Source organism: Halosimplex litoreum (assembly GCF_016065055.1).
Classification (GTDB): domain Archaea; phylum Halobacteriota; class Halobacteria; order Halobacteriales; family Haloarculaceae; genus Halosimplex; species Halosimplex litoreum.
In genome coordinates this window covers 1009703-1026520 of sequence record NZ_CP065856.1, presented here as the reverse complement: position 1 = coordinate 1026520, position 16818 = coordinate 1009703, and the positions used below count along the sequence as shown (strand labels likewise).

Sequence of the window (16818 nt, the reverse complement as noted above, 5' to 3'; positions counted from 1 at the left end):
AGGCGCCCCCTCCGTTTTCGCCGCTCGATTCTTATTCGATGTGGTAGTCGCTCACTCGTCGCACCGCGAGCACGTACGCCGCCGGGACGGCCGCGGCGAGGACGACGGCGACGCCCAGCGCGACCCGTTCGAGGCCCGCGACCGACAGCGAGAGGCCGAAGGGGAGCCGGGGGGCGAGCAGGGAGTGGATCACGACCCGGTAGAGTTCGTCGGTGAGGACGCCGGCGGCGCTGACGCCGAGGGCGGCGAGGATCGAGTACAGCGCGAAGGCGGCCTTGCTCGGCGGCGTCGCCGTCCGGTCGGCGGTCACGTCGATACCGTCGAACCGGGGGAACCGCGCGCCGAGCGCGGCCGCGACGACCGCGCCGCCTGCGACGACGACGAGCGCGAGTCCCGCGAAGCCGACGGCCTCAGGGGGCGAACGGCCGGTCGCGTGGGCCGCCGCGCCCGAGAGCACCGCTGCGACGGGAGCGACCGGCGCGACGACGGCGAGGACGTGCCCGTGGACGACTTCGCGGCCGCTCGCGCGCGAGGTCAGGAGGCCGGGGAGGGTCGCTCCCTGGTTGCCGAGGAGGTTGAGCGGCGCGGCGACGCCGGCCGCCCACGCGCCGTACAGCATCGCGAACCACGGCGCGTACGACGGGACCGTTCCGGTCGCCAACGCCCCTTCGACCATCGGGAGCGCGAACACCAGCGGCACCGCGGCGAACAGCAACTGCAGCGGTGCCCGGTAGGCCCGGACGAGCGTCGTCGCCGCGACGCCAGCGGTGCCCCGTCGACGACAGACGAGGCCGAAGGCGTCGCCGAGCCGGGTCGACCCCGTCGGGGTGACCGTGCCGGACCCGGAACCCGACGCCCCGTCGGGTTCGGCCTCGTCACCACCGTCGCGCTGCTCGTCGGTGAACCACGCGAACTCGGCCCCACGGACCGTCGCGAGGACGCCGACGGGGACGACGGCGACGGTGAGACCGAGCGCGGCCGCGGCGCCGACCGCGGAGGCGTCGGCGCCCGGCGTGGTGACCAGCGCGAGGTCGCCGAGCCAGGTCAGCGGCGGGCCGTCCAGTACGGGCGAGAGGGCGTCGACGAGCGCCGGGAGGTGGCCGGCGAACATCACCCAGAAGTACGCGACCGCGACGACCGTGCCGATCGCGGGCTTGAGCCGCGAGAGCCACTTCGACCGGCGGACGGCGCCTTTCAGCGCCAGCCCGACGGGATAGCCGATGGCCATCGCACTCGCCAGCAGCGCGGCCGTCGCGGTGGCCCCGCCGACCAGCACCAGCGGCGTCCCCGCGCCGGCGGCCAGGCCGGCGAACCCGACGCCGAACGGGACGACCACGTACGGGACGTAGCCGACGGCGTTCATCAGGAGCAGGCCGCCCGCGACGTCCTTCGGCGGTCGGACGGTCAACATCCCGGCGGGCTCGTCGATCTCGCCGTAGGAGCCGACGCCCGCGACGACGCCCATCGCGAGGACGAACACCCAGCCGCTGGCGACGAGCAGGGAGACGGTCGAGGCGGGGGCGGCGTCACCGCTCGCCAGCGTCGTACCCCAGGCGCTCGCCGCGTCGAACGCGACGGGGAGCACCGCGAGGACGGCCAGCGACCCCAGCACGACCAGCGCCAGCCACACGTCCTGGGCGCGGATCCGGCGGAACATCCGCCGCAACTCGACTCGCGCGACGGTCGCGCTGACCGTCGGCGACGGGAACCGCCCGCGACGGCTCGGCGACGCGGTCCGGCTCCCCGTCGCCCGCGTCGACTCAGGCCTCGACTCGTTTGTCGGGGACATCGGCATCCTCCGTGATGTCGAGGAAGGCGGTTTCGAGGTCCGCCTCGCCGTCGTCGCGGGCCCGGCGTTTCAGCTCCTCGGTGGCGCCTTCGGCGACGAGCTCGCCGTCGTCGATGACGCCGACGGCGTCGGCGAGTTCGTCGACGACCGAGAGGACGTGCGAGGAGAGGAAGACGGTCACGTCGCGCTCGGCGACCGCGGCGACGGTGTCGCGCATCGTCCGCGCGGCCCGGGGGTCCAGCCCGCTCGTCGGTTCGTCGAGGAAGACCACCTCGGGGTCGCCCAGTAGCGCCGCGATGGCACCGACCTTCTTCTGCATCCCCGTGGAGTAGGTGCCGATCCGGCGGTCGGCGTCCCCGGCCAGGTCGAACCGCGCGAGCATGTCGTCGATCCGCTCGCCGGCCGCTTCCGGCGGGAGTTCGTGCAGTCGCGCCACGTATCGCAGGTGCTCGCGGCCGGTCAACTCGTCGAACACCGGGGGATCGGCGGGCAGGTAGCCGATCCGCTCCGTCAGCACCGGGCGGTCGTCGGCGGCGGCGCCCGCGACCGTCGCGGTCCCGCGGGTCGGTTCGGTGAGTCCGGTCAGCATCCGCATCGTCGTCGTCTTGCCGGCGCCGTTCGGCCCGAGGAAGCCGTACACGTCGCCGGACGGGATCGTCAGCGACAGGTCCGAGACGGCCAGTTCCTCGCCGTAGCGCTTGGTCAGCCCGTCGGCGACGACGGCCGGGTCGCTCACCGATCGTCACCTCGCCGGCGCTCGGTCCGGGCGCGAATCGCTTCGCGCCCGGTCGACTCGCGTCCGATTCCGTACCGCGGTGGTGCGGACAGTGAACCGCGCCGAGGCGGCCACCGCCCTGCTGGAGGGCAGGTTCGCATACCCCGAAGACGTACTTCCAGGCTGAAAAAACGTTTGCGAACGACGAGTCTATAACCGAAACTACACAAACGGCGTCCGGGGCGTCGAGCGACGACAAGTCCTATTGGTGGCCGGCCGTTACGGAGCGATATGGCAGACGAGGCCGGCGACGACGAGGAGGAGTGGCGCTTCTCCGTCGACGAGGTGGGCGACGACACCGGTGACGTGGACGAAGCGGACACGCTCGACGCCGAGGGCGAGGAATGGGACGTGACCGTCGGCGAGGGCGACGACGGTCCGACCGTCGCGTTCGGCGGGACGGAGTCCGAGTCCGAGTCCGAGTCCGAAAGCGACGGTCGGGACGAGGGCGAGGGCGGTAACGTCGCCGGGTCGGTGACGCCGGACCTGCCGGTCGAGTCGGACACGCCCAGCCTGGAGAGCGCGGTGTTCGTCGCCGTCGGCGCTCTGTTGGTCTTGCTGGTGTTCGCCAGCGTCGTCACGCAGCTGACTCCGGAGACCATCGGCGCGGTCACGCTCGGCGTCGCCGCGGTGACGGCCGTCGTCTACGCGGTGTTCGTGCGGTTCTGACCGAATTCCGGCGCTCGACCGCCGAGACCGGTCCGAGGCGAAGTGTTTTCCCGAAGGCGACCGAATCTTCGGTATGATCGAGTGGATCGGGCAGACTTCGGTCCTGACGTGGATCGGAGCGAACCTCCCGCTGTTCCTCCTCCTCGCGGGCGCGGCGCTGACCATCGCGGAAGCGTTCGCCCCCGGGGCGCACTTCATGGTCCTCGGGGTGGCGCTGCTGGTCGCCGGGCTGGTCGGGCTGTTGCTCCCGCCGGGACTGGGCGTACTCGCGCCGCTCATCCTCGCCGCGCTAGTGCTGGCGGCGGGCGCGGGCACCTTCTACGTCTACCGCCAGTTCGACTTCTACGGCGGCAAAGGCGGTCCCCAGACCAGTGACTCGGACTCGCTGCGCGGGGAGACCGGTCGCGTCACCGAGCGGATCACCGAGACCGGCGGCGAAGTCAAACTCGACGAGGGGGGATTCAACCCCTACTACCGCGCCCGGAGCGTCGACGGCGAGATCGAGGAGGGGACCGAAGTGATGGTCGTCGACCCCGGCGGCGGCAACGTCGTCACCGTCGAACCGCTCACTGGCGGGATCGACGAGATCGACCGCGAACTCGAGCGGGAACGGCAACGCGATTCGAGCCGTTCCGCCAGCGGAGACGACTCGGCTGGCGACGAGCCCGACGCCGACGACGAACGCGAGTTCGAGACCGACCCGGCCTGAGCCGGCGGGGCGTTCTCGGTCGGCCCGCGCTGACGGTCGACCTCGCTGTTCGCGATCGCCGGACCGCGGCCTGGCATCTGTGGTCGCTGACCCAACACTTTTGACGGGGTGGTACGAAGTCTGATCGCATGATCCCCGTACCAGTGTTGCAGAGCCTCGGAGGAGCCCTTCCGATCGTAGCGGTGATCCTGTTGCTGCTCGCGGTCGTGATGGTGTACCAGATGGTGGAGATCGTCAACGCCTACGAGAAGCGGGCGCTGACGGTCTTCGGCGAGTACCGGAAACTGCTCGAACCCGGTATCAACTTCGTGCCGCCGTTCGTCTCGAAGACCTACGCCTTCGACATGCGGACCCAGACCCTGGACGTGCCCCGTCAAGAAGCGATCACCCGCGACAACTCGCCGGTGACCGCCGACGCCGTCGTCTACATCAAGGTCATGGACGCCAAGAAGGCCTTTCTCGAAGTGGACAACTACAAGAAGGCCGTCTCGAACCTCGCCCAGACGACGCTGCGGGCCGTGCTGGGCGACATGGAACTCGACGACACGCTCAACAAGCGCCAGGAGATCAACGCGAAGATCCGCAAGGAACTCGACGAGCCTACCGACGAGTGGGGCATCCGCGTCGAGAGCGTCGAGGTCCGCGAGGTCAACCCCTCGAAGGACGTCCAGCAGGCCATGGAGCAACAGACCTCCGCGGAGCGCAAACGCCGCGCCATGATCCTCGAAGCGCAGGGTGAACGGCGCTCTGCCATCGAGCAGGCCCAGGGTGAGAAGCAGTCCGACATCGTCCGCGCCCAGGGGAAGAAGCAATCGCAGATCCTCGAAGCGCAGGGTGACGCGATTTCGACCGTGCTGCGGGCGAAATCTGCCGAGTCGATGGGCGAGCGCGCCATCATCGACAAGGGGATGGAGACCCTCGAAAACATCGGTCAGGGCGAGTCGACGACGTTCGTCATGCCCCAGGAGCTCACCTCGCTGGTGGGTCGCTACGGCAAGCACCTCTCGGGCAGCGACGTCAACGACATGGCGAACGTCGACGGCGAGAGCGAGCTCGACTCACTCGACTTCGACGCCGAGACGCGCGAACTCATCGGCCTCGACGACATCGAGGAAATCCTCGGCCAGATCGACCAGGAGGCCGAGGTCGACGTCGAGGAGATGGAACAGGAGGCCCAGGCGATCAAGGAGGGCAAAGACGCGACGAACATCCGCGACCCCGACGAGGTCATCGAGGAGATGGACTCCGAGATGGACCCTTCGGGGAGCCCGGTGGGCGGTCCCGGCGGTAACGGGAGCGGCGATGCCAGCGCCAGCAGCGCCGACACCGAGCGCGAACCGGAGACCGAGACCGAGTAAGCCGACCCTGTCGTCTGGTTTCGGCGCCCGCGCCCTCCCGCTTCGGGCGCCGATCGCTTCCGAGCACGATACGTACCATTTCGTCACCTGATAGGTAACCGTCAGTGACCAGTTCGGCGGAATTCGGGCGGTAGAGCGTCTACCGGGGCCCAGGCGGTCGCAGATTAGAGAAGCCGAAGCCGTTTTACCACCCCACCGCCAAAAGACCCATAATGGCGCGAGAGGGGGACGTCGACGAGAGCAAGCGAGCGACGCTCCGTCGCTTCGCTGCGCTGGGGGCGACCAGTCCGCTCGTCGGATTCGCGAAGGAGAGCGACAGCGACGCGCCCGACGCACTTGTCGGGTACGTCGCCGCGACACCCGGCGCACACTTCTCGAAGATCCGTGACGACTTGCAACTGGGTACGGGGGAGACCCAGCACCACCTTCGTCGGCTGGAACGGGACGGCGCCGTCGAGAGCCGCGAGGACGGCGAGTACCGACGGTACTTTCCCGCCGGCCGCTTCTCCGAATTCGAACGGGTAGCGCTGGGGTACCTCCGGCGCGAGACGCCGCGCGGGATGGTCATCGCGCTCCTGCGCGACCCCGAGGCGTCGGGGACCGCTCTCGCCGAACGGCTGGGCGTCTCCGCGCCCACCGTCAGCAAGTACGCCAGCCAGCTGGAGGAGGCCGGCCTGCTCTCCCGCGAGGACGGCTACCGGCTCGAACGCCCGGAGGCGCTGCTCCTGTTGCTCGTCCAGCACGCCGACTCCTTCGGCCCGGAGGCCGCCGAGCTAGCCGCCGACGCCGACGATATCGTCTCCTACGACCCCTGAACCGAAGCGTCGTCCGTGAGCGTGTCGACCCGCCAGCGACGGCTGGCGGGCGTGAAAAAGCGCGAGAGTGCGTTCGCTCAGGCGGTGACCTTCCAGGTGGTCGACGAGGAGTAGCCCCACTTCTCCACGTCGAGGTCGGTGTCGCTGTTCTGGATGGTGGTCATGTTCGACCCGACCTCCTTGGCCGACAGGTCGAGTTCGTCGCCGATGAGCCGCGATTTGAAGTACGTCTGGGTATCGGCGTTGTCCCGGAGGTACTCCAGGATCCGGTGCTGCTTCTCGGTGAGGGTGCGTCGTTCGCCCGTCGCGCTCGCGGTGGTCGCGCTCATACTTCGAGGCAGGTACCGTTCCCCTAAAGCGGGTTTGGTACGATCGGTAAAACCCGCTCCCTTCTTGCGATTACCCCGCTCATGTGTGGTCGTAACGTGGGCCTACGGCGCGCCGCTGTGGGGTAGTTGGTGCCGTTGGTTAACCGGCCGTACCAGCGTCGGGGTCGCGACGGCCGTCGCTGTCGCGGCGGGATGCGAGAGGGCGGGTGGCCCCCGGAGAACTCACAGGTCTTCGTCGATGATCTCGCCGACGGCGAAGTTGGACTTGACTTCGGTGACTTCGACCTTGACGCGCTCGCCCACGTCGGCACCGGGGACGATGATGACGTACCCGCGCTCGACGCGCGCGATGCCGTCGCCCTGTTTGCCGATGTCCTCGATCTCGACGTAGCGGATCTCGCCGGGCTCGACCGGCGGCTGGGGTTCCGAGGGGACGTCGTCCTCGTCCGTGTCTTCGGTTCGGTCCACCTCCGAGGAGATGAGCGCGACGCGGTAGGTCTCCCCCGGCTCGACCCCACCCGTCTCGATCTCCCGTTTCGGCACCTCTACGACGTACCGGTCGCCGTCGTCCGACACGTCCGCACTGAACAGACACAGCAGCTTATCTGAGATTTCCACGATGTAGACCTCCGAGTGGGTCATAGACCCCCTGTTTTATGAAAGTATGCCAGCCCGATCCCCGAGAAAGGCTGTTCGGAGCCCGGTTCGGAGCGATCTCGCGCTCACTCGACCCGTGACCCGTCCGGTCGCTTCGGGCCCTCCGAATCGAAGACGACTACCTCGCCGGAGTCCCGCTCGACCGGCCGATACCTGTCCCGAACCGCGACCGCCTCGTCCAGTTCTCGGATCGCTCGCTCCTTGAGCGCCCGCGCCAGTTCCTCGGCCTCCTCGCGAGAGATGTCTCGACCGAGTCCCTCGCACTCGTGGGCGCGGACCATCCCTTCCTCGTCGACGGCCTCACCCATCGGCTGGCTCGTCCCGCCCAGCGCGACGCTGAACGGGTAGGTCCGACAGACCAGCGGGCGGTCGCCGTGGACCGTGCAGGCGCCGACGCCGTCGTCGTCCTCCGCGTAGAACGTGCAGTCGCCGCAGTCGTCCGTCTGGAGCGCCCACTCGAACGTCTCGCCCTGGGGCCCATCTTCGCCCTCCACGAGTCCGTAGGGCATCGGTCGCGCCACGTCCCGCCAGTCGTAGTCCTCGGTCGCCTGTAACTCCCGCACTTCGTCGGGGAAGACGGTCGCGGTGTGGTCGTGACCCTCGCCGCCAGTATCCGCTCTCTTCTCTTCGTCCGCGTCTTCACCTTCGCAGCCGTCGACCGCTTTGCAGCAGGCGCCACAGCGGGTGCACTCGAAGCCGATGGCCTCGATGGCGTCGGCCAGCTCGGCCACGTCCAGCGCCTCGGCTCGCTCGCGCTCGGCTTCGAGACTCTCCATGGACGGATTACCGGGTCGACGGGCAAAAACGCGTCGCGAGCGGTCCGATGACGAGTCCGTCCGCTCACTCCGCGGGCGCCGCTCGCTCGCCGTCCCACCGGACCGACCCCTCGACCGCGAGCTTCTCGAGGTGGGCGCGGACGGTCGCCTCGGCGAGGTCGCGGACCTCCGAGAGATCCGTCTCGTAGGCGGCGGTCGTGGTGTCCGGGACGGTCTCCGCGCCGTCCCGGACGGCCTCGTGGATCCGGCGCTCCCGGTCGAGTCGGTGGGCGAGCAGCCGCGCGGCGGTCTCGCGGACGGCCACCCCTTCGACCGTCGGACCGTGTCCAGGCAGGAGACGGTCGGGACTGCGCGCGTAGACGCGCCGGAGCGAGGTGAGATAGGCGCGCACGTCACCCCCGGGTGCGCCGACGACGACGCTTCCCTCGGCGACGGCGAGGTCACCGCCGACGAGGACCGACTCGGCGCCATCGGTGGCCGCGAACGCGACGTGTTCGGGCGCGTGTCCCGGCGTGTCGACGACGCGGACTGCGCCGTCACCCGTCTCGATCGTCGTCCCCTCGGCGAACGTCCGGTCCGGTCCGACCCCTGTCGCGGCCTCGAAGGCGTCCGCGCGGCCGGTTCGCGCCCAGACGGTCGCGTCGTGGGCGTCGGCGTAGTCGGCGACCGCACCGACGTGGTCTGGGTGGTGGTGCGTGACCGCGACGTGACCGACACCGCGTTCGGCCGCGAGGGCGTCGAGTTCGTCGCTCCGTGTGGCGGGGTCGACGATGAGTGCCGGGTCAGAGCCGAGCACGTAGACGTTCGTCTGGCCCGTCGGTGCGCGCGTCTCGACGTCGACGCCGGCTCGCGTGACCTGCATCTGTCCGTTCGTTTCGGCGCCGGCCACCTGTTCGTTTCGTCCGAGTGTGAGCGGAGTGTCCACGACCGCCAGCGAACCGAGAGTGACTCGACCACGACCGCGGAGTGGACTGGAACCGCAAACAGCGTGAAAGCCCCGACCGTCTCGACTCCCGCGACTCGCTGCGCGCTTCGCTCGTTACACTCGCTCCAGTGCTTGCTTCGTCGGGGTTCGTCGAGACGGTCGCCCCTTTCATTCCCGCCCGCATAGACTGTCCGATCAGCCGAACGGGTGGGAATGAAAGGGGCCGCGCGCTGCGGGAAGACGGACGCAGCGAGCACCGCAGTGAGTGCAACGAGCGAGGAGCGCAGCAAGGCCATCGACCGCAGCGCGCGGGGGCTTTCACGCTGTTCGCGGCTACGGTCGAGTTCGCGGCTGCGGTCGAGTTCGCGGCCGCGGGCGGAGTTCCGTTTCGGCCGACTCGTCGCTCCGATCAGGCAGATACAGGTACCGCGACGACGGAACACGATCAACAGATGCGCGAGGCACACCCCGTCGAGCGGGCGGTCGGGATGGACTACTACGTCAGCGACGCGCCCGGCGTGGGCGGCCACCTCCGCGAGTCGCCCGAGGACTTCCGAGTCACCGAGGTCGAGGCGTTCGACCCCGACCCGCTCGACGCCGACCCGGGCGCCTACCCGAACGTGCTCGCGCGGGTCACGCTGCGGAGCTGGGACACCAACGACTTCGCCTCGGAACTCTCAGACCGCCTCGGTATCTCCCGCGAACGGGTCTCCTGGGCGGGAACGAAGGACAAACACGCCGTCACGACGCAGCTGTTCTCCGTCGAGAAGGCCGACCCCGAGGAGCTGCGAGCGGTCGAGATCCGCGACGCAGATATCGAACTGCTCGGCCGGACCGGTCGCCCCGTCCTGTTCGGTGACTTGGCGGGCAACGCCTTCGGGATCACCGTTCGGGGAGTCGAAGCCGACGCCGCCGAGCACGCAGACGCGACCACCGCGGACCTGCGGGCGTTCGCGAACGGCGACGACGCGACGGAATCCGAGGAGTCGGACGCCACGACCACGGCCGACGACCCCGTGACCGTCGGCGTCCCCAACTTCTTCGGCCAGCAGCGCTTCGGCAGCAAGCGCCCGGTCACCCACGAGGTCGGCCTCGAAATCCTCCGCGGAAACTGGAAGGGCGCGGTGCTGGCCTACGTCGGCAACCCCGCCGAGCGCGAGCCCGAGTCGACGCGTGAGGCCCGGGCGTACGTCGACGAGACCGAAGACTGGGCAGGGGCGCTCGATAGGCTGCCGAAGCGACTGGGTTTCGAGCGGTCGATGTGTCATCGGCTCGTCGAGCGCCAGGCGGAGCGAGGGGGCGGGGGCGAGCGCAGTGACGTTGACCTCGGCGACGAGGACTACCGCGCAGCGCTCGAAGCGGTCCCTTCCAATCTCCAGCGGCTGTTCGTCAACGCCGCTCAGTCGTTCGCGTTCAACCGGATGCTCTCCGAGCGCCTGGAGCGGGGGCTCCCGTTCCACGAGCCCGTCGCCGGCGACGTGGTGTGTTTCGCCGATTCGGAGGCGCCCGAGGGCGTCGCGCTGCCGGACACCGACCGCACCCAGCGCGTGACAGAGGACCGGGTCTCGACGGTCCGCCGCCACTGCGAACGGGGCCGGGCGTTCGTCACCGCGCCGCTGGTCGGCACCGAGACGGAACTGGCCGACGGCGAGATGGGCGAGATCGAGCGCGCCGTGCTGGACGCCCTGGATCTGGAGCCCGCGGACTTCGAGCTCCCCGGCGAGTTCGAGTCGACCGGGACCCGACGGGCGATCCTCGTGCGGACGGATCTGGCCGTGGCTCGGGGCGACGACGACGCGCTCGGCTTCGAGTTCACGCTGCCCAAGGGCAGTTACGCCACGGTCGTGTTGCGCGAGTACCTGAAGTGCGACCCCGACGCCCTCTGAGTCCGTCGCGGCCGACCCTTCGGCCTGTCACACCTCCGCACAGAGCCACGCTTCCGCGCTCCTTTTGCCGCTCGACGGGAAATCGGGGATACATGGAGTGTCGGCGCTGTGGCTCGTCGCTGGAGCGACCGGGCGACTACTGCCTGGTCTGTCGCTCCGACAACGCCGACGCCGTCGTGCTGGAACTCGACCGCGACCGCGCCCGCGTGACGACCCTCTCCGACGAGGAGGTCGCCGGCGTCCGCGAGGTGACGACCACGCCCGAGGACGGCGAGGAGACGGGCGTGATCGAACTGCGGAACTTCGCCGGCCTCGTCGCCGACGAGGTGCGACGCAAGCGCCCCGAGGAGGTGTACGCGACCGGCGACCGAGAGGTGCTGCGGGCGGTGCGGGGCCAGCTACACCACGACTTCTACCGGGTCGGCGACGACGAGGACCCCGTCGAGTCCGTCCTCTCGCGGCGGGGTGAGGCGCCGCTGGAGGTCGTCGAGACGCCGCCCCGCGAGAAGATCGGCGGGTCACACTCGACGCTCGTCGGCGGGCGGGCGGGCCAGCGCGCCATCCAGACCGTCGCCGGTCACCCCCACGTCAAGAAGATCATCCCCGGTCCCATCGACGCCGGCGGCTCGGGCTCCCGCTCGGGCGTCCGCGCGAAGGCCACCCGCGCCGGCGAGAACGGCAACGTCCGCTTGCTCATCCGCGACGGGTCCTCCGTCCAGGAGAACCGCGTCGTGACGACGGCCCGCGAGCGCGACCTCGGCGAAGTGGTCCGGGAGGACCTGAACGAGGCGCTGCGGGAAGCGGACTTGCAGGACTGACGCGCGGGCGGTGCCGGACGCCGCCGAATCGAGCGCGACTCGCAGGGTTTATACGGCCAACTGCCGGACGGTACGATACTATGGCTGAACAGCAGGGACGAACCGGGAGCGCGGGACGGTTCGGCGCGCGGTACGGCCGCGTCGCCCGCCGCCGCGTCGCCGAGATCGAGGGCGAGATGAACGACGACCACGAGTGCCCGAGCTGCGGCGAGGACCGCGTCGACCGCCAGGGAACCGGTATCTGGGAATGCGGCTACTGCGGTCACACCTTCACCGGTGGCGCGTACAGCCCGACGACCCCCGGCGGCCGGACGGTCACCCGGTCCATCCGCGCGGCGCTGGCCGACGACGACGAATGAGCTACAAGTGTTCCCGCTGTAAGCGCGACGTCGAACTGGACGAGTACGGTGGCGTCCGCTGTCCGTACTGCGGCCACCGCGTGCTCCTGAAAGAGCGCAGCCGCGACATCAAAGAAGTCGACGTCAAGTAGCGCGCAGCCGTGGACCACGAGGCCGTTTTCGACTGTGACTATCCCGACGCCGAGCGCGCCCGCCGCGTCGAGCGGGCCGTCGCCGTCGAAGTCGGGGACATCGAGGGCGACCGCACCACCGCTAGCCTCGAACGCGACGGCGCGACGCTAACAGTGACGGTGCGCGCCGCCGACCTGGTGGCGCTGCGGGCCGGCTGTAACACCTGGCTGTCGCTGGTGTCGGTCGCCGAGGACTGCGGCGCTGCTCGCGGTGCGGAGTGATGCCGGCGAGCCGGCTCAGGCCCACAAGTTATACCGCTCGATGCGTATCGTACTCCCAGTAACCATGGGTACCGAGCACGGGTGGGTGGGGCCAGCGTGAGCGAGCGAGTGGACGGTCGCGAGTCGGTGGCCGACCCCGTCGTCGCCGAACTGCTGGACGCCGTCGAGGACCCGGCGGCCGTCTGCGACCTCGACGGAACCGTCCAGGTCTGGAACGAGCCGTTCGCCGGGCGGGTCGAAGGGGACCCACGGGGCTCGTCGATCGCGACGGTGGTCGATTGCCCGAGCGACCCTCTCGAGCGGGCGATCGAAACGGGTGCGCGGACGATCGGGCGCGGGCCGCTGCGGGCGAGCGGGCGGGAGGTGACAGTCGCCGTCCGTCCGGTCGAGCGCGAGGGAACGGTGACGGCCGTCGTGGTGTCGCTGTCGGGCTCCGCGGACCCCTTCGAGACGGAGCGGGCGCTCTACGAAGCCAGCGTCGACGCCGCCGCCGACGCGGTGTACGTCGTCGACCGCTCGTACACGATCCGGGCGGCCAGCGACGGGTTCGAGCGCTTTACCGGGATCCCGACCGAGCGCGTCGAGGGGTACGACGTGGATTGCCTGCGCGAGCACGGGATCGTCGACGGGGAGATCTTCCACGAGGGGATGCGGGCGCTGCGTGACCTGTTCGCGGGCGAGGTCGAAAGCCACACGATCACCTCGCACGTCCGACTCGACGATGGGATGGGGTACGTCGAGAACCGGTTGGCGCCGATCGAGCGCGACGGCGAAGTGGTCGCGGTCGTCAACGTCGTCCGCGACGTGACCGAGCGCGAGCGCCACCGGGAGGCGCTGGCGGCCAACCGCGAGCGGCTCTCGACTATCGTGGAGGACCTGCCGGTGATGATGGTCGTCGTCGACGCCGAGGGTCGGATCGACCACTGTCAGGGGCTGGACTTCGACGCGCTCGTCTGCGACCGGTCTGAGTTCCTCGGCGAGCCCGTCGACGCGTTCGAGCCGGTGTGTCCGGACCTGGTCGACGGATTCCATCGGGCGCTCGACGGGGAGACGGCGGCGGCGACGGCCACGATCGACGACCGGACGTACAAGGCGTGTTTCGAGCCGCTCTCGGAGTCCGAGCTCGCGGGAGGTGGCGCCGACGACGCGGCACCGGCCGGTGCGATCGCCGTCGCCATCGACATCACCGACCGCACGCGACGGGAGGCGCAGCTCCAGGCTCGCGAGCAGGAGCTGCGCGCGGTCATCGAGAGCAGCGCCGACCCGATCGCGATGCAGGACGTCGACGGCCGCTACCGGGTCGTCAACGAGGCGATGGTCGAGACCATGGACGACGACCGGGACTCGATCGTCGGGTCGACACCGGAGGCGGTGTTCGACGACCGGTTCGCGGGGCGTCTCGAATCCCACCGCCGCGCGGTGCTGGACACCGAACGCGCCCGGGTCGTCGAGGAGACGGTGGCCGGCGACCCGGTCGAGACGACCGTCCAGTTGACGTTCGCGCCGTATTACGGCCCCGACGACGAGGTACAGGGGACCGTCAGTATCGCCCGGGATATCACCGAGCTGGAGCGCCAGCGCGGCGAGCTGGAGTCGCTCGCGGAGATCCAGGAGCTCGTCCAGGAGAGCGTCCGGGCGCTGACGGGCGCGACGACCAGCGAGGCGATCAGGGAGAGCGTCTGCGAGCGGCTGGCCGGCTCGGAGTACTACGAGTTCGCCTGGATCGGCCAGCGAGAGACCTCCGGGCGGGAGGTGACGCCGACCCACTGGGCCGGGATCGCCGCCGACTACCTCGAGGAGATCACGGTCACGGTGGCGGCCGACGACCGGGGCGGCGGCCCGGCCGGGGAGGCCTACCGTACCGGCGAGGTGCAGGTCGTCCACGACGTGACGAGCGACCCGGTCTTCGAGCCCTGGCGCGAGGCCGCGGTCGAGAGCGGCTTCGGGTCGATGGTCGCGGTGCCGTCACGGGTCGACTACTCACGGCCTCCTCGCAGTGTACGCCGAGCGTCCGAACGCCTTCAGCAAGCGGGAGCTGTCGGGCTTCGAAACGCTCGGCGAGGCGGTCGGCTTCGCCCTGGCGGCGGCCCAGTACCGGCGGCTCCTCGAGTCGGACTCCGTCCTCGAACTGGAGTTCGAGGTCCGCGGCGAGACGCCGCTGTTCGCGGCCAGCCGCGAGCACGACTGCCGGTTCGAGATCGACCACGCGGTCCGGACCGGCGACGACCGCGTCGTCAGCTACCTCACCGTCGAGGGGGCCGACCCGGCGGTCGGTGCGGCGGCCGCCCGCGAGCTGTCCAACGCCGAGGACATCCGCGAACTCGACCACGAGGACGGTCCACACCTCGAGATGACGCTGACCGACTCCGTCTTCCGGTACCTCGCCGACGCCGGCGCGCGCGGCAAGCGCGGCATCGTCGAGGACGGCGTCGGTCACATGCTCGTCGAGGCCCCGGCGGATCTGGACGTACGGCGGGTCACCGAGGCGATGGACGCGCGGTTCCCCGACGTGAGCCTGGCCGCCAAACGCGAGCGCCACCGAACCGATGCCCCCTGGTGGCCAGGCCACGGTGACGTCGGCGCCAGGCTGACCGACCGCCAGCGGGCGGTCCTCAAGACCGCCTACTACAACGGCTACTACGAGTGGCCCCGCGACGCGGACTCCGAGACGCTCGCCGAGTCGCTCGACATCGCTTCGACGACGTTCCTCCAGCACCTGCGCAAGGGACACCGCCGGGTCCTCGAAGCGATGTTCGACTCCCAGTGACCGGGCCCCTGACTACCGACCAGTCAACCCAGGATACATACAGTTATACCAACAAGTGAACCGAACGACAGGTGACCTAGGCTTCTAGGGCGGATATTCTTTATGCAGAGTGGGCATTAGTAGGGTGACGGGTATGAGTGAACGGAGCGGGTCAACTGACGGAGGACGCGGTCGCACGAAGCCTGCGGTCGACGACCTGGAGGGGGATCGGCCGTTCATCGACACGGTGTTCGAAGCGCTCTCGGACTGGCGGCGCCGCGAGGTGTGTCAGTTCTTCATGGAGGGCGACGTGAGCACGGCGACGGTGGACGAACTAGCGATGCTGCTCGCGGCCAGCGAGCCGGTGGGACTGGGGGAGCCCCGTGGACGCAGCCACGACGAGTTCGCGACCGAACTCGTGGAGACACATCTCCCGCGGCTCGACGCGGCGGGCGTCGTCGACTACGACGACCGCTCGGACACGGTCCGCTACTGGGGCCAGCCGACCGTCGAGAAGTGGCTCGACCACGTCACCGAAGTCGACGGTCGAAGCAACTGACGGCCGCGCCGGTGCGGTGACCGGCGACGGTCGGTCGGGCGGGGGTCGGCCGCGCCGGCGGTCGACCCCGGCCCGACCGGAAAGCGGGGGTTTTTCACCACGGGTCACCCACGGAGATGTATGCAGGGTAATCTGCCGCCTGAAGCACAGGAGAAACTCGAGGAACTGCAGGATCTGCAGGAGAAGGCCCAGCAGGTCGCCGCGCAGAAACAGCAGGCCGAGACACAGCTCCAGGAGGCCCAGACGGCCCTCGACGAGCTCGAGGACATCGACGAGGATGCGGGCATGTACCGCCGCGTCGGTGAGCTGCTCGTCCAGACCGAGTACGACGAGGCCAACGACGACCTCGACGAGAAGGTCGACAGCCTCGAAGTGCGCGTCGAGACGCTGGAAAAGCAGGAAGAGCGCGTCCAGGAGCAGTTCGAGGAACTCCAGACGGAGCTCCAGAACATGCTTCAGGGCGGCGGCATGGGCGGTCCGGGCGGTCCGGGCGCCGGCGGCGCGTAGATGCCGACCGACGACGCGGCGGCCGACGGGGGCGCCGACGCCGCGTCCGACGACCCATCCGACGAGGAAGTCGTCGAGACCGCGGCCGAGGCCGCCGATCGCGTCGTCTTCTCGCGATTCGACCGGTCGGCGGTCGACGACCTCGACGTGACCGTCACGTTCGAGGACGGGATCCTGGAGGTCGACGTGTATCTCAACGCGCCCGACGCGTCGGGCGACCCCGACCGCGTCGCCGACGACGCCGCCCTCGCCGCGCGCGGCGCCGTCGACGACCTGTTCGCGTAGACCGGCCGCCTTCGGCCGGCGACGCTCGCTCTGCGAGCGGCGGCGCTTTCGACCGCCTACCGACGACCGTGATATCGTTCTCGCGGGCGAAGCCGCGCGGCCGGCCCGAAACGGGCGGCCGGCGGATCGGGACGGTCAGTCGTAGTCGAGGTCCCCGGGCGCGGGTTCGTCGTCGGCGACGCGATCGCCGACGAAGCCCGAGCGGAAGGCGATCCAGGCGAGCACGCTCATGAAGAGGATGGGCGGGAGGATCATGAAGCCCCACAGCGGGTTGATCCCCCACCAGAGCAGGAGGACCACGTCCGCCAGTCCGAGCAGGAGGAAGGGCAACACCGCCAGTGCCGCCCACTTCCGGTTGTAGCCGCCTTCGTCGCTCTCGGCCATGACTGCCCTTGGGCGTCGACCGCAAAAAGCGCCGCGTTCTCCTGTGCGAGAGCCAGCGGAGTCGCGCGACGAACCGCGGC

At 69.9% G+C, this 16818-nt stretch carries 20 protein-coding genes and 1 pseudogene; 14 read left to right on the top strand and 7 right to left on the bottom strand.

Annotated elements, in window-relative coordinates; translation table 11 throughout:
- Positions 1 to 31 precede the first annotated feature (31 nt).
- Entirely contained in the window at positions 32 to 1789 is a 1758-nt protein-coding gene (locus tag I7X12_RS05060; protein ID WP_198062776.1) for a hypothetical protein, read from the bottom strand.
- On the bottom strand, positions 1761 to 2525 hold the full coding sequence (locus I7X12_RS05055) for an ABC transporter ATP-binding protein (protein WP_198062775.1): 765 nt from the start codon (positions 2523 to 2525) through the stop codon (positions 1761 to 1763). The genes I7X12_RS05060 and I7X12_RS05055 overlap by 29 nt, the downstream gene beginning before the upstream one ends.
- A gap of 270 nt (positions 2526 to 2795) precedes the next feature.
- On the opposite strand from I7X12_RS05055, the gene I7X12_RS05050 reads away from it, so the two are divergent.
- The 4 genes from I7X12_RS05050 (at position 2796) to I7X12_RS05035 (ending at position 6115) form a co-directional block, all read left to right on the top strand.
- On the top strand, positions 2796 to 3233 hold the full coding sequence (locus I7X12_RS05050; protein ID WP_198062774.1) for a DUF7312 domain-containing protein: 438 nt from the start codon (positions 2796 to 2798) through the stop codon (positions 3231 to 3233).
- 73 nt (positions 3234 to 3306) lie between these two features.
- Positions 3307 to 3942: an NfeD family protein gene (locus I7X12_RS05045; protein ID WP_198062773.1), complete on the top strand. Its 636-nt coding sequence runs from the start codon at positions 3307 to 3309 to the stop codon at positions 3940 to 3942.
- A 128-nt stretch (positions 3943 to 4070) separates the two neighbouring features.
- The gene (locus I7X12_RS05040) at positions 4071 to 5300 is read left to right on the top strand and encodes an SPFH domain-containing protein (RefSeq protein ID WP_198062772.1); all 1230 of its coding nucleotides are present in this window, start codon (positions 4071 to 4073) and stop codon (positions 5298 to 5300) included.
- 212 nt (positions 5301 to 5512) lie between these two features.
- A complete protein-coding gene (locus tag I7X12_RS05035) occupies positions 5513 to 6115 on the top strand; it encodes a winged helix-turn-helix transcriptional regulator (RefSeq protein ID WP_198062771.1) in 603 nt (200 codons plus the stop codon).
- 77 nt (positions 6116 to 6192) lie between these two features.
- Here I7X12_RS05035 and I7X12_RS05030 read toward each other — a convergent pair whose 3' ends face one another.
- The 4 genes from I7X12_RS05030 to I7X12_RS05015 form a co-directional block, all read right to left on the bottom strand.
- On the bottom strand, positions 6193 to 6444 hold the full coding sequence (locus I7X12_RS05030) for a DUF7123 family protein (RefSeq protein ID WP_198062770.1): 252 nt from the start codon (positions 6442 to 6444) through the stop codon (positions 6193 to 6195).
- Positions 6445 to 6666: 222 nt separating this feature from the next.
- Positions 6667 to 7062 carry a TRAM domain-containing protein gene (locus I7X12_RS05025; RefSeq protein WP_198062769.1) on the bottom strand — a complete coding sequence of 132 codons (396 nt, stop codon included), beginning with the start codon at positions 7060 to 7062 and terminating at the stop codon, positions 6667 to 6669.
- Between the two features lie 104 nt (positions 7063 to 7166).
- Positions 7167 to 7877: a YkgJ family cysteine cluster protein gene (locus I7X12_RS05020; RefSeq protein ID WP_198062768.1), complete on the bottom strand. Its 711-nt coding sequence runs from the start codon at positions 7875 to 7877 to the stop codon at positions 7167 to 7169.
- Between the two features lie 64 nt (positions 7878 to 7941).
- A complete protein-coding gene (locus I7X12_RS05015) occupies positions 7942 to 8739 on the bottom strand; it encodes an MBL fold metallo-hydrolase (protein ID WP_198063788.1) in 798 nt (265 codons plus the stop codon).
- A 515-nt stretch (positions 8740 to 9254) separates the two neighbouring features.
- Between I7X12_RS05015 and truD the strand changes: the two genes are divergently transcribed.
- From truD to I7X12_RS04965, 10 genes and pseudogenes are all read left to right on the top strand, one after another.
- Complete coding sequence (gene truD, locus I7X12_RS05010; RefSeq protein ID WP_198062767.1) at positions 9255 to 10688, top strand: tRNA pseudouridine(13) synthase TruD; 1434 nt, start codon at positions 9255 to 9257, stop codon at positions 10686 to 10688.
- A gap of 92 nt (positions 10689 to 10780) precedes the next feature.
- Positions 10781 to 11506 (top strand): DUF2103 domain-containing protein, encoded by a 726-nt coding sequence (locus I7X12_RS05005; protein ID WP_198062766.1) that lies wholly within the window; start codon positions 10781 to 10783, stop codon positions 11504 to 11506.
- Positions 11507 to 11586: 80 nt separating this feature from the next.
- Positions 11587 to 11865 carry a 50S ribosomal protein L37ae gene (locus tag I7X12_RS05000; RefSeq protein ID WP_198062765.1) on the top strand — a complete coding sequence of 93 codons (279 nt, stop codon included), beginning with the start codon at positions 11587 to 11589 and terminating at the stop codon, positions 11863 to 11865.
- Positions 11862 to 11996, top strand: a complete 135-nt coding sequence (locus I7X12_RS04995) for a DNA-directed RNA polymerase subunit P (protein ID WP_006885794.1) — start codon at positions 11862 to 11864, stop codon at positions 11994 to 11996. The genes I7X12_RS05000 and I7X12_RS04995 overlap by 4 nt, the downstream gene beginning before the upstream one ends.
- 9 nt (positions 11997 to 12005) lie before the next feature.
- Positions 12006 to 12257 (top strand): KEOPS complex subunit Pcc1, encoded by a 252-nt coding sequence (locus tag I7X12_RS04990; RefSeq protein ID WP_198062764.1) that lies wholly within the window; start codon positions 12006 to 12008, stop codon positions 12255 to 12257.
- Positions 12258 to 12338: 81 nt separating this feature from the next.
- A pseudogene (locus I7X12_RS20845) lies at positions 12339 to 13787 on the top strand (PAS domain-containing protein); the annotation flags it as partial.
- A 466-nt stretch (positions 13788 to 14253) separates the two neighbouring features.
- The gene (locus I7X12_RS04980) at positions 14254 to 15024 is read left to right on the top strand and encodes a bacterio-opsin activator domain-containing protein (protein ID WP_198062763.1); all 771 of its coding nucleotides are present in this window, start codon (positions 14254 to 14256) and stop codon (positions 15022 to 15024) included.
- A gap of 133 nt (positions 15025 to 15157) precedes the next feature.
- Positions 15158 to 15562 (top strand): DUF7344 domain-containing protein, encoded by a 405-nt coding sequence (locus tag I7X12_RS04975; protein WP_198062762.1) that lies wholly within the window; start codon positions 15158 to 15160, stop codon positions 15560 to 15562.
- 120 nt (positions 15563 to 15682) lie between these two features.
- Complete coding sequence (locus tag I7X12_RS04970; RefSeq protein ID WP_198062761.1) at positions 15683 to 16069, top strand: prefoldin subunit beta; 387 nt, start codon at positions 15683 to 15685, stop codon at positions 16067 to 16069.
- On the top strand, positions 16070 to 16354 hold the full coding sequence (locus I7X12_RS04965; protein ID WP_198062760.1) for a DUF3194 domain-containing protein: 285 nt from the start codon (positions 16070 to 16072) through the stop codon (positions 16352 to 16354).
- Between the two features lie 135 nt (positions 16355 to 16489).
- Here I7X12_RS04965 and I7X12_RS04960 read toward each other — a convergent pair whose 3' ends face one another.
- The gene (locus I7X12_RS04960; RefSeq protein ID WP_198062759.1) at positions 16490 to 16738 is read right to left on the bottom strand and encodes a hypothetical protein; all 249 of its coding nucleotides are present in this window, start codon (positions 16736 to 16738) and stop codon (positions 16490 to 16492) included.
- Between the last annotated feature and the right edge of the window lie 80 nt (positions 16739 to 16818).

Coding starts and splice junctions, on each gene's coding strand:
- I7X12_RS05060 (WP_198062776.1), bottom strand. CDS start 1,789: ATGTCCCCGACAAACGAGTCGAGGCCTGAGTCGACGCGGGCGACGGGG.
- I7X12_RS05050 (WP_198062774.1), top strand. CDS start 2,796: ATGGCAGACGAGGCCGGCGACGACGAGGAGGAGTGGCGCTTCTCCGTC.
- I7X12_RS05045 (WP_198062773.1), top strand. CDS start 3,307: ATGATCGAGTGGATCGGGCAGACTTCGGTCCTGACGTGGATCGGAGCG.
- I7X12_RS05040 (WP_198062772.1), top strand. CDS start 4,071: ATGATCCCCGTACCAGTGTTGCAGAGCCTCGGAGGAGCCCTTCCGATC.
- I7X12_RS05035 (WP_198062771.1), top strand. CDS start 5,513: ATGGCGCGAGAGGGGGACGTCGACGAGAGCAAGCGAGCGACGCTCCGT.
- I7X12_RS05030 (WP_198062770.1), bottom strand. CDS start 6,444: ATGAGCGCGACCACCGCGAGCGCGACGGGCGAACGACGCACCCTCACC.
- I7X12_RS05020 (WP_198062768.1), bottom strand. CDS start 7,877: ATGGAGAGTCTCGAAGCCGAGCGCGAGCGAGCCGAGGCGCTGGACGTG.
- I7X12_RS05015 (WP_198063788.1), bottom strand. CDS start 8,739: ATGCAGGTCACGCGAGCCGGCGTCGACGTCGAGACGCGCGCACCGACG.
- truD (WP_198062767.1), top strand. CDS start 9,255: ATGCGCGAGGCACACCCCGTCGAGCGGGCGGTCGGGATGGACTACTAC.
- I7X12_RS05005 (WP_198062766.1), top strand. CDS start 10,781: ATGGAGTGTCGGCGCTGTGGCTCGTCGCTGGAGCGACCGGGCGACTAC.
- I7X12_RS05000 (WP_198062765.1), top strand. CDS start 11,587: ATGGCTGAACAGCAGGGACGAACCGGGAGCGCGGGACGGTTCGGCGCG.
- I7X12_RS04995 (WP_006885794.1), top strand. CDS start 11,862: ATGAGCTACAAGTGTTCCCGCTGTAAGCGCGACGTCGAACTGGACGAG.
- I7X12_RS04975 (WP_198062762.1), top strand. CDS start 15,158: ATGAGTGAACGGAGCGGGTCAACTGACGGAGGACGCGGTCGCACGAAG.
- I7X12_RS04970 (WP_198062761.1), top strand. CDS start 15,683: ATGCAGGGTAATCTGCCGCCTGAAGCACAGGAGAAACTCGAGGAACTG.
- I7X12_RS04965 (WP_198062760.1), top strand. CDS start 16,070: ATGCCGACCGACGACGCGGCGGCCGACGGGGGCGCCGACGCCGCGTCC.
- I7X12_RS04960 (WP_198062759.1), bottom strand. CDS start 16,738: ATGGCCGAGAGCGACGAAGGCGGCTACAACCGGAAGTGGGCGGCACTG.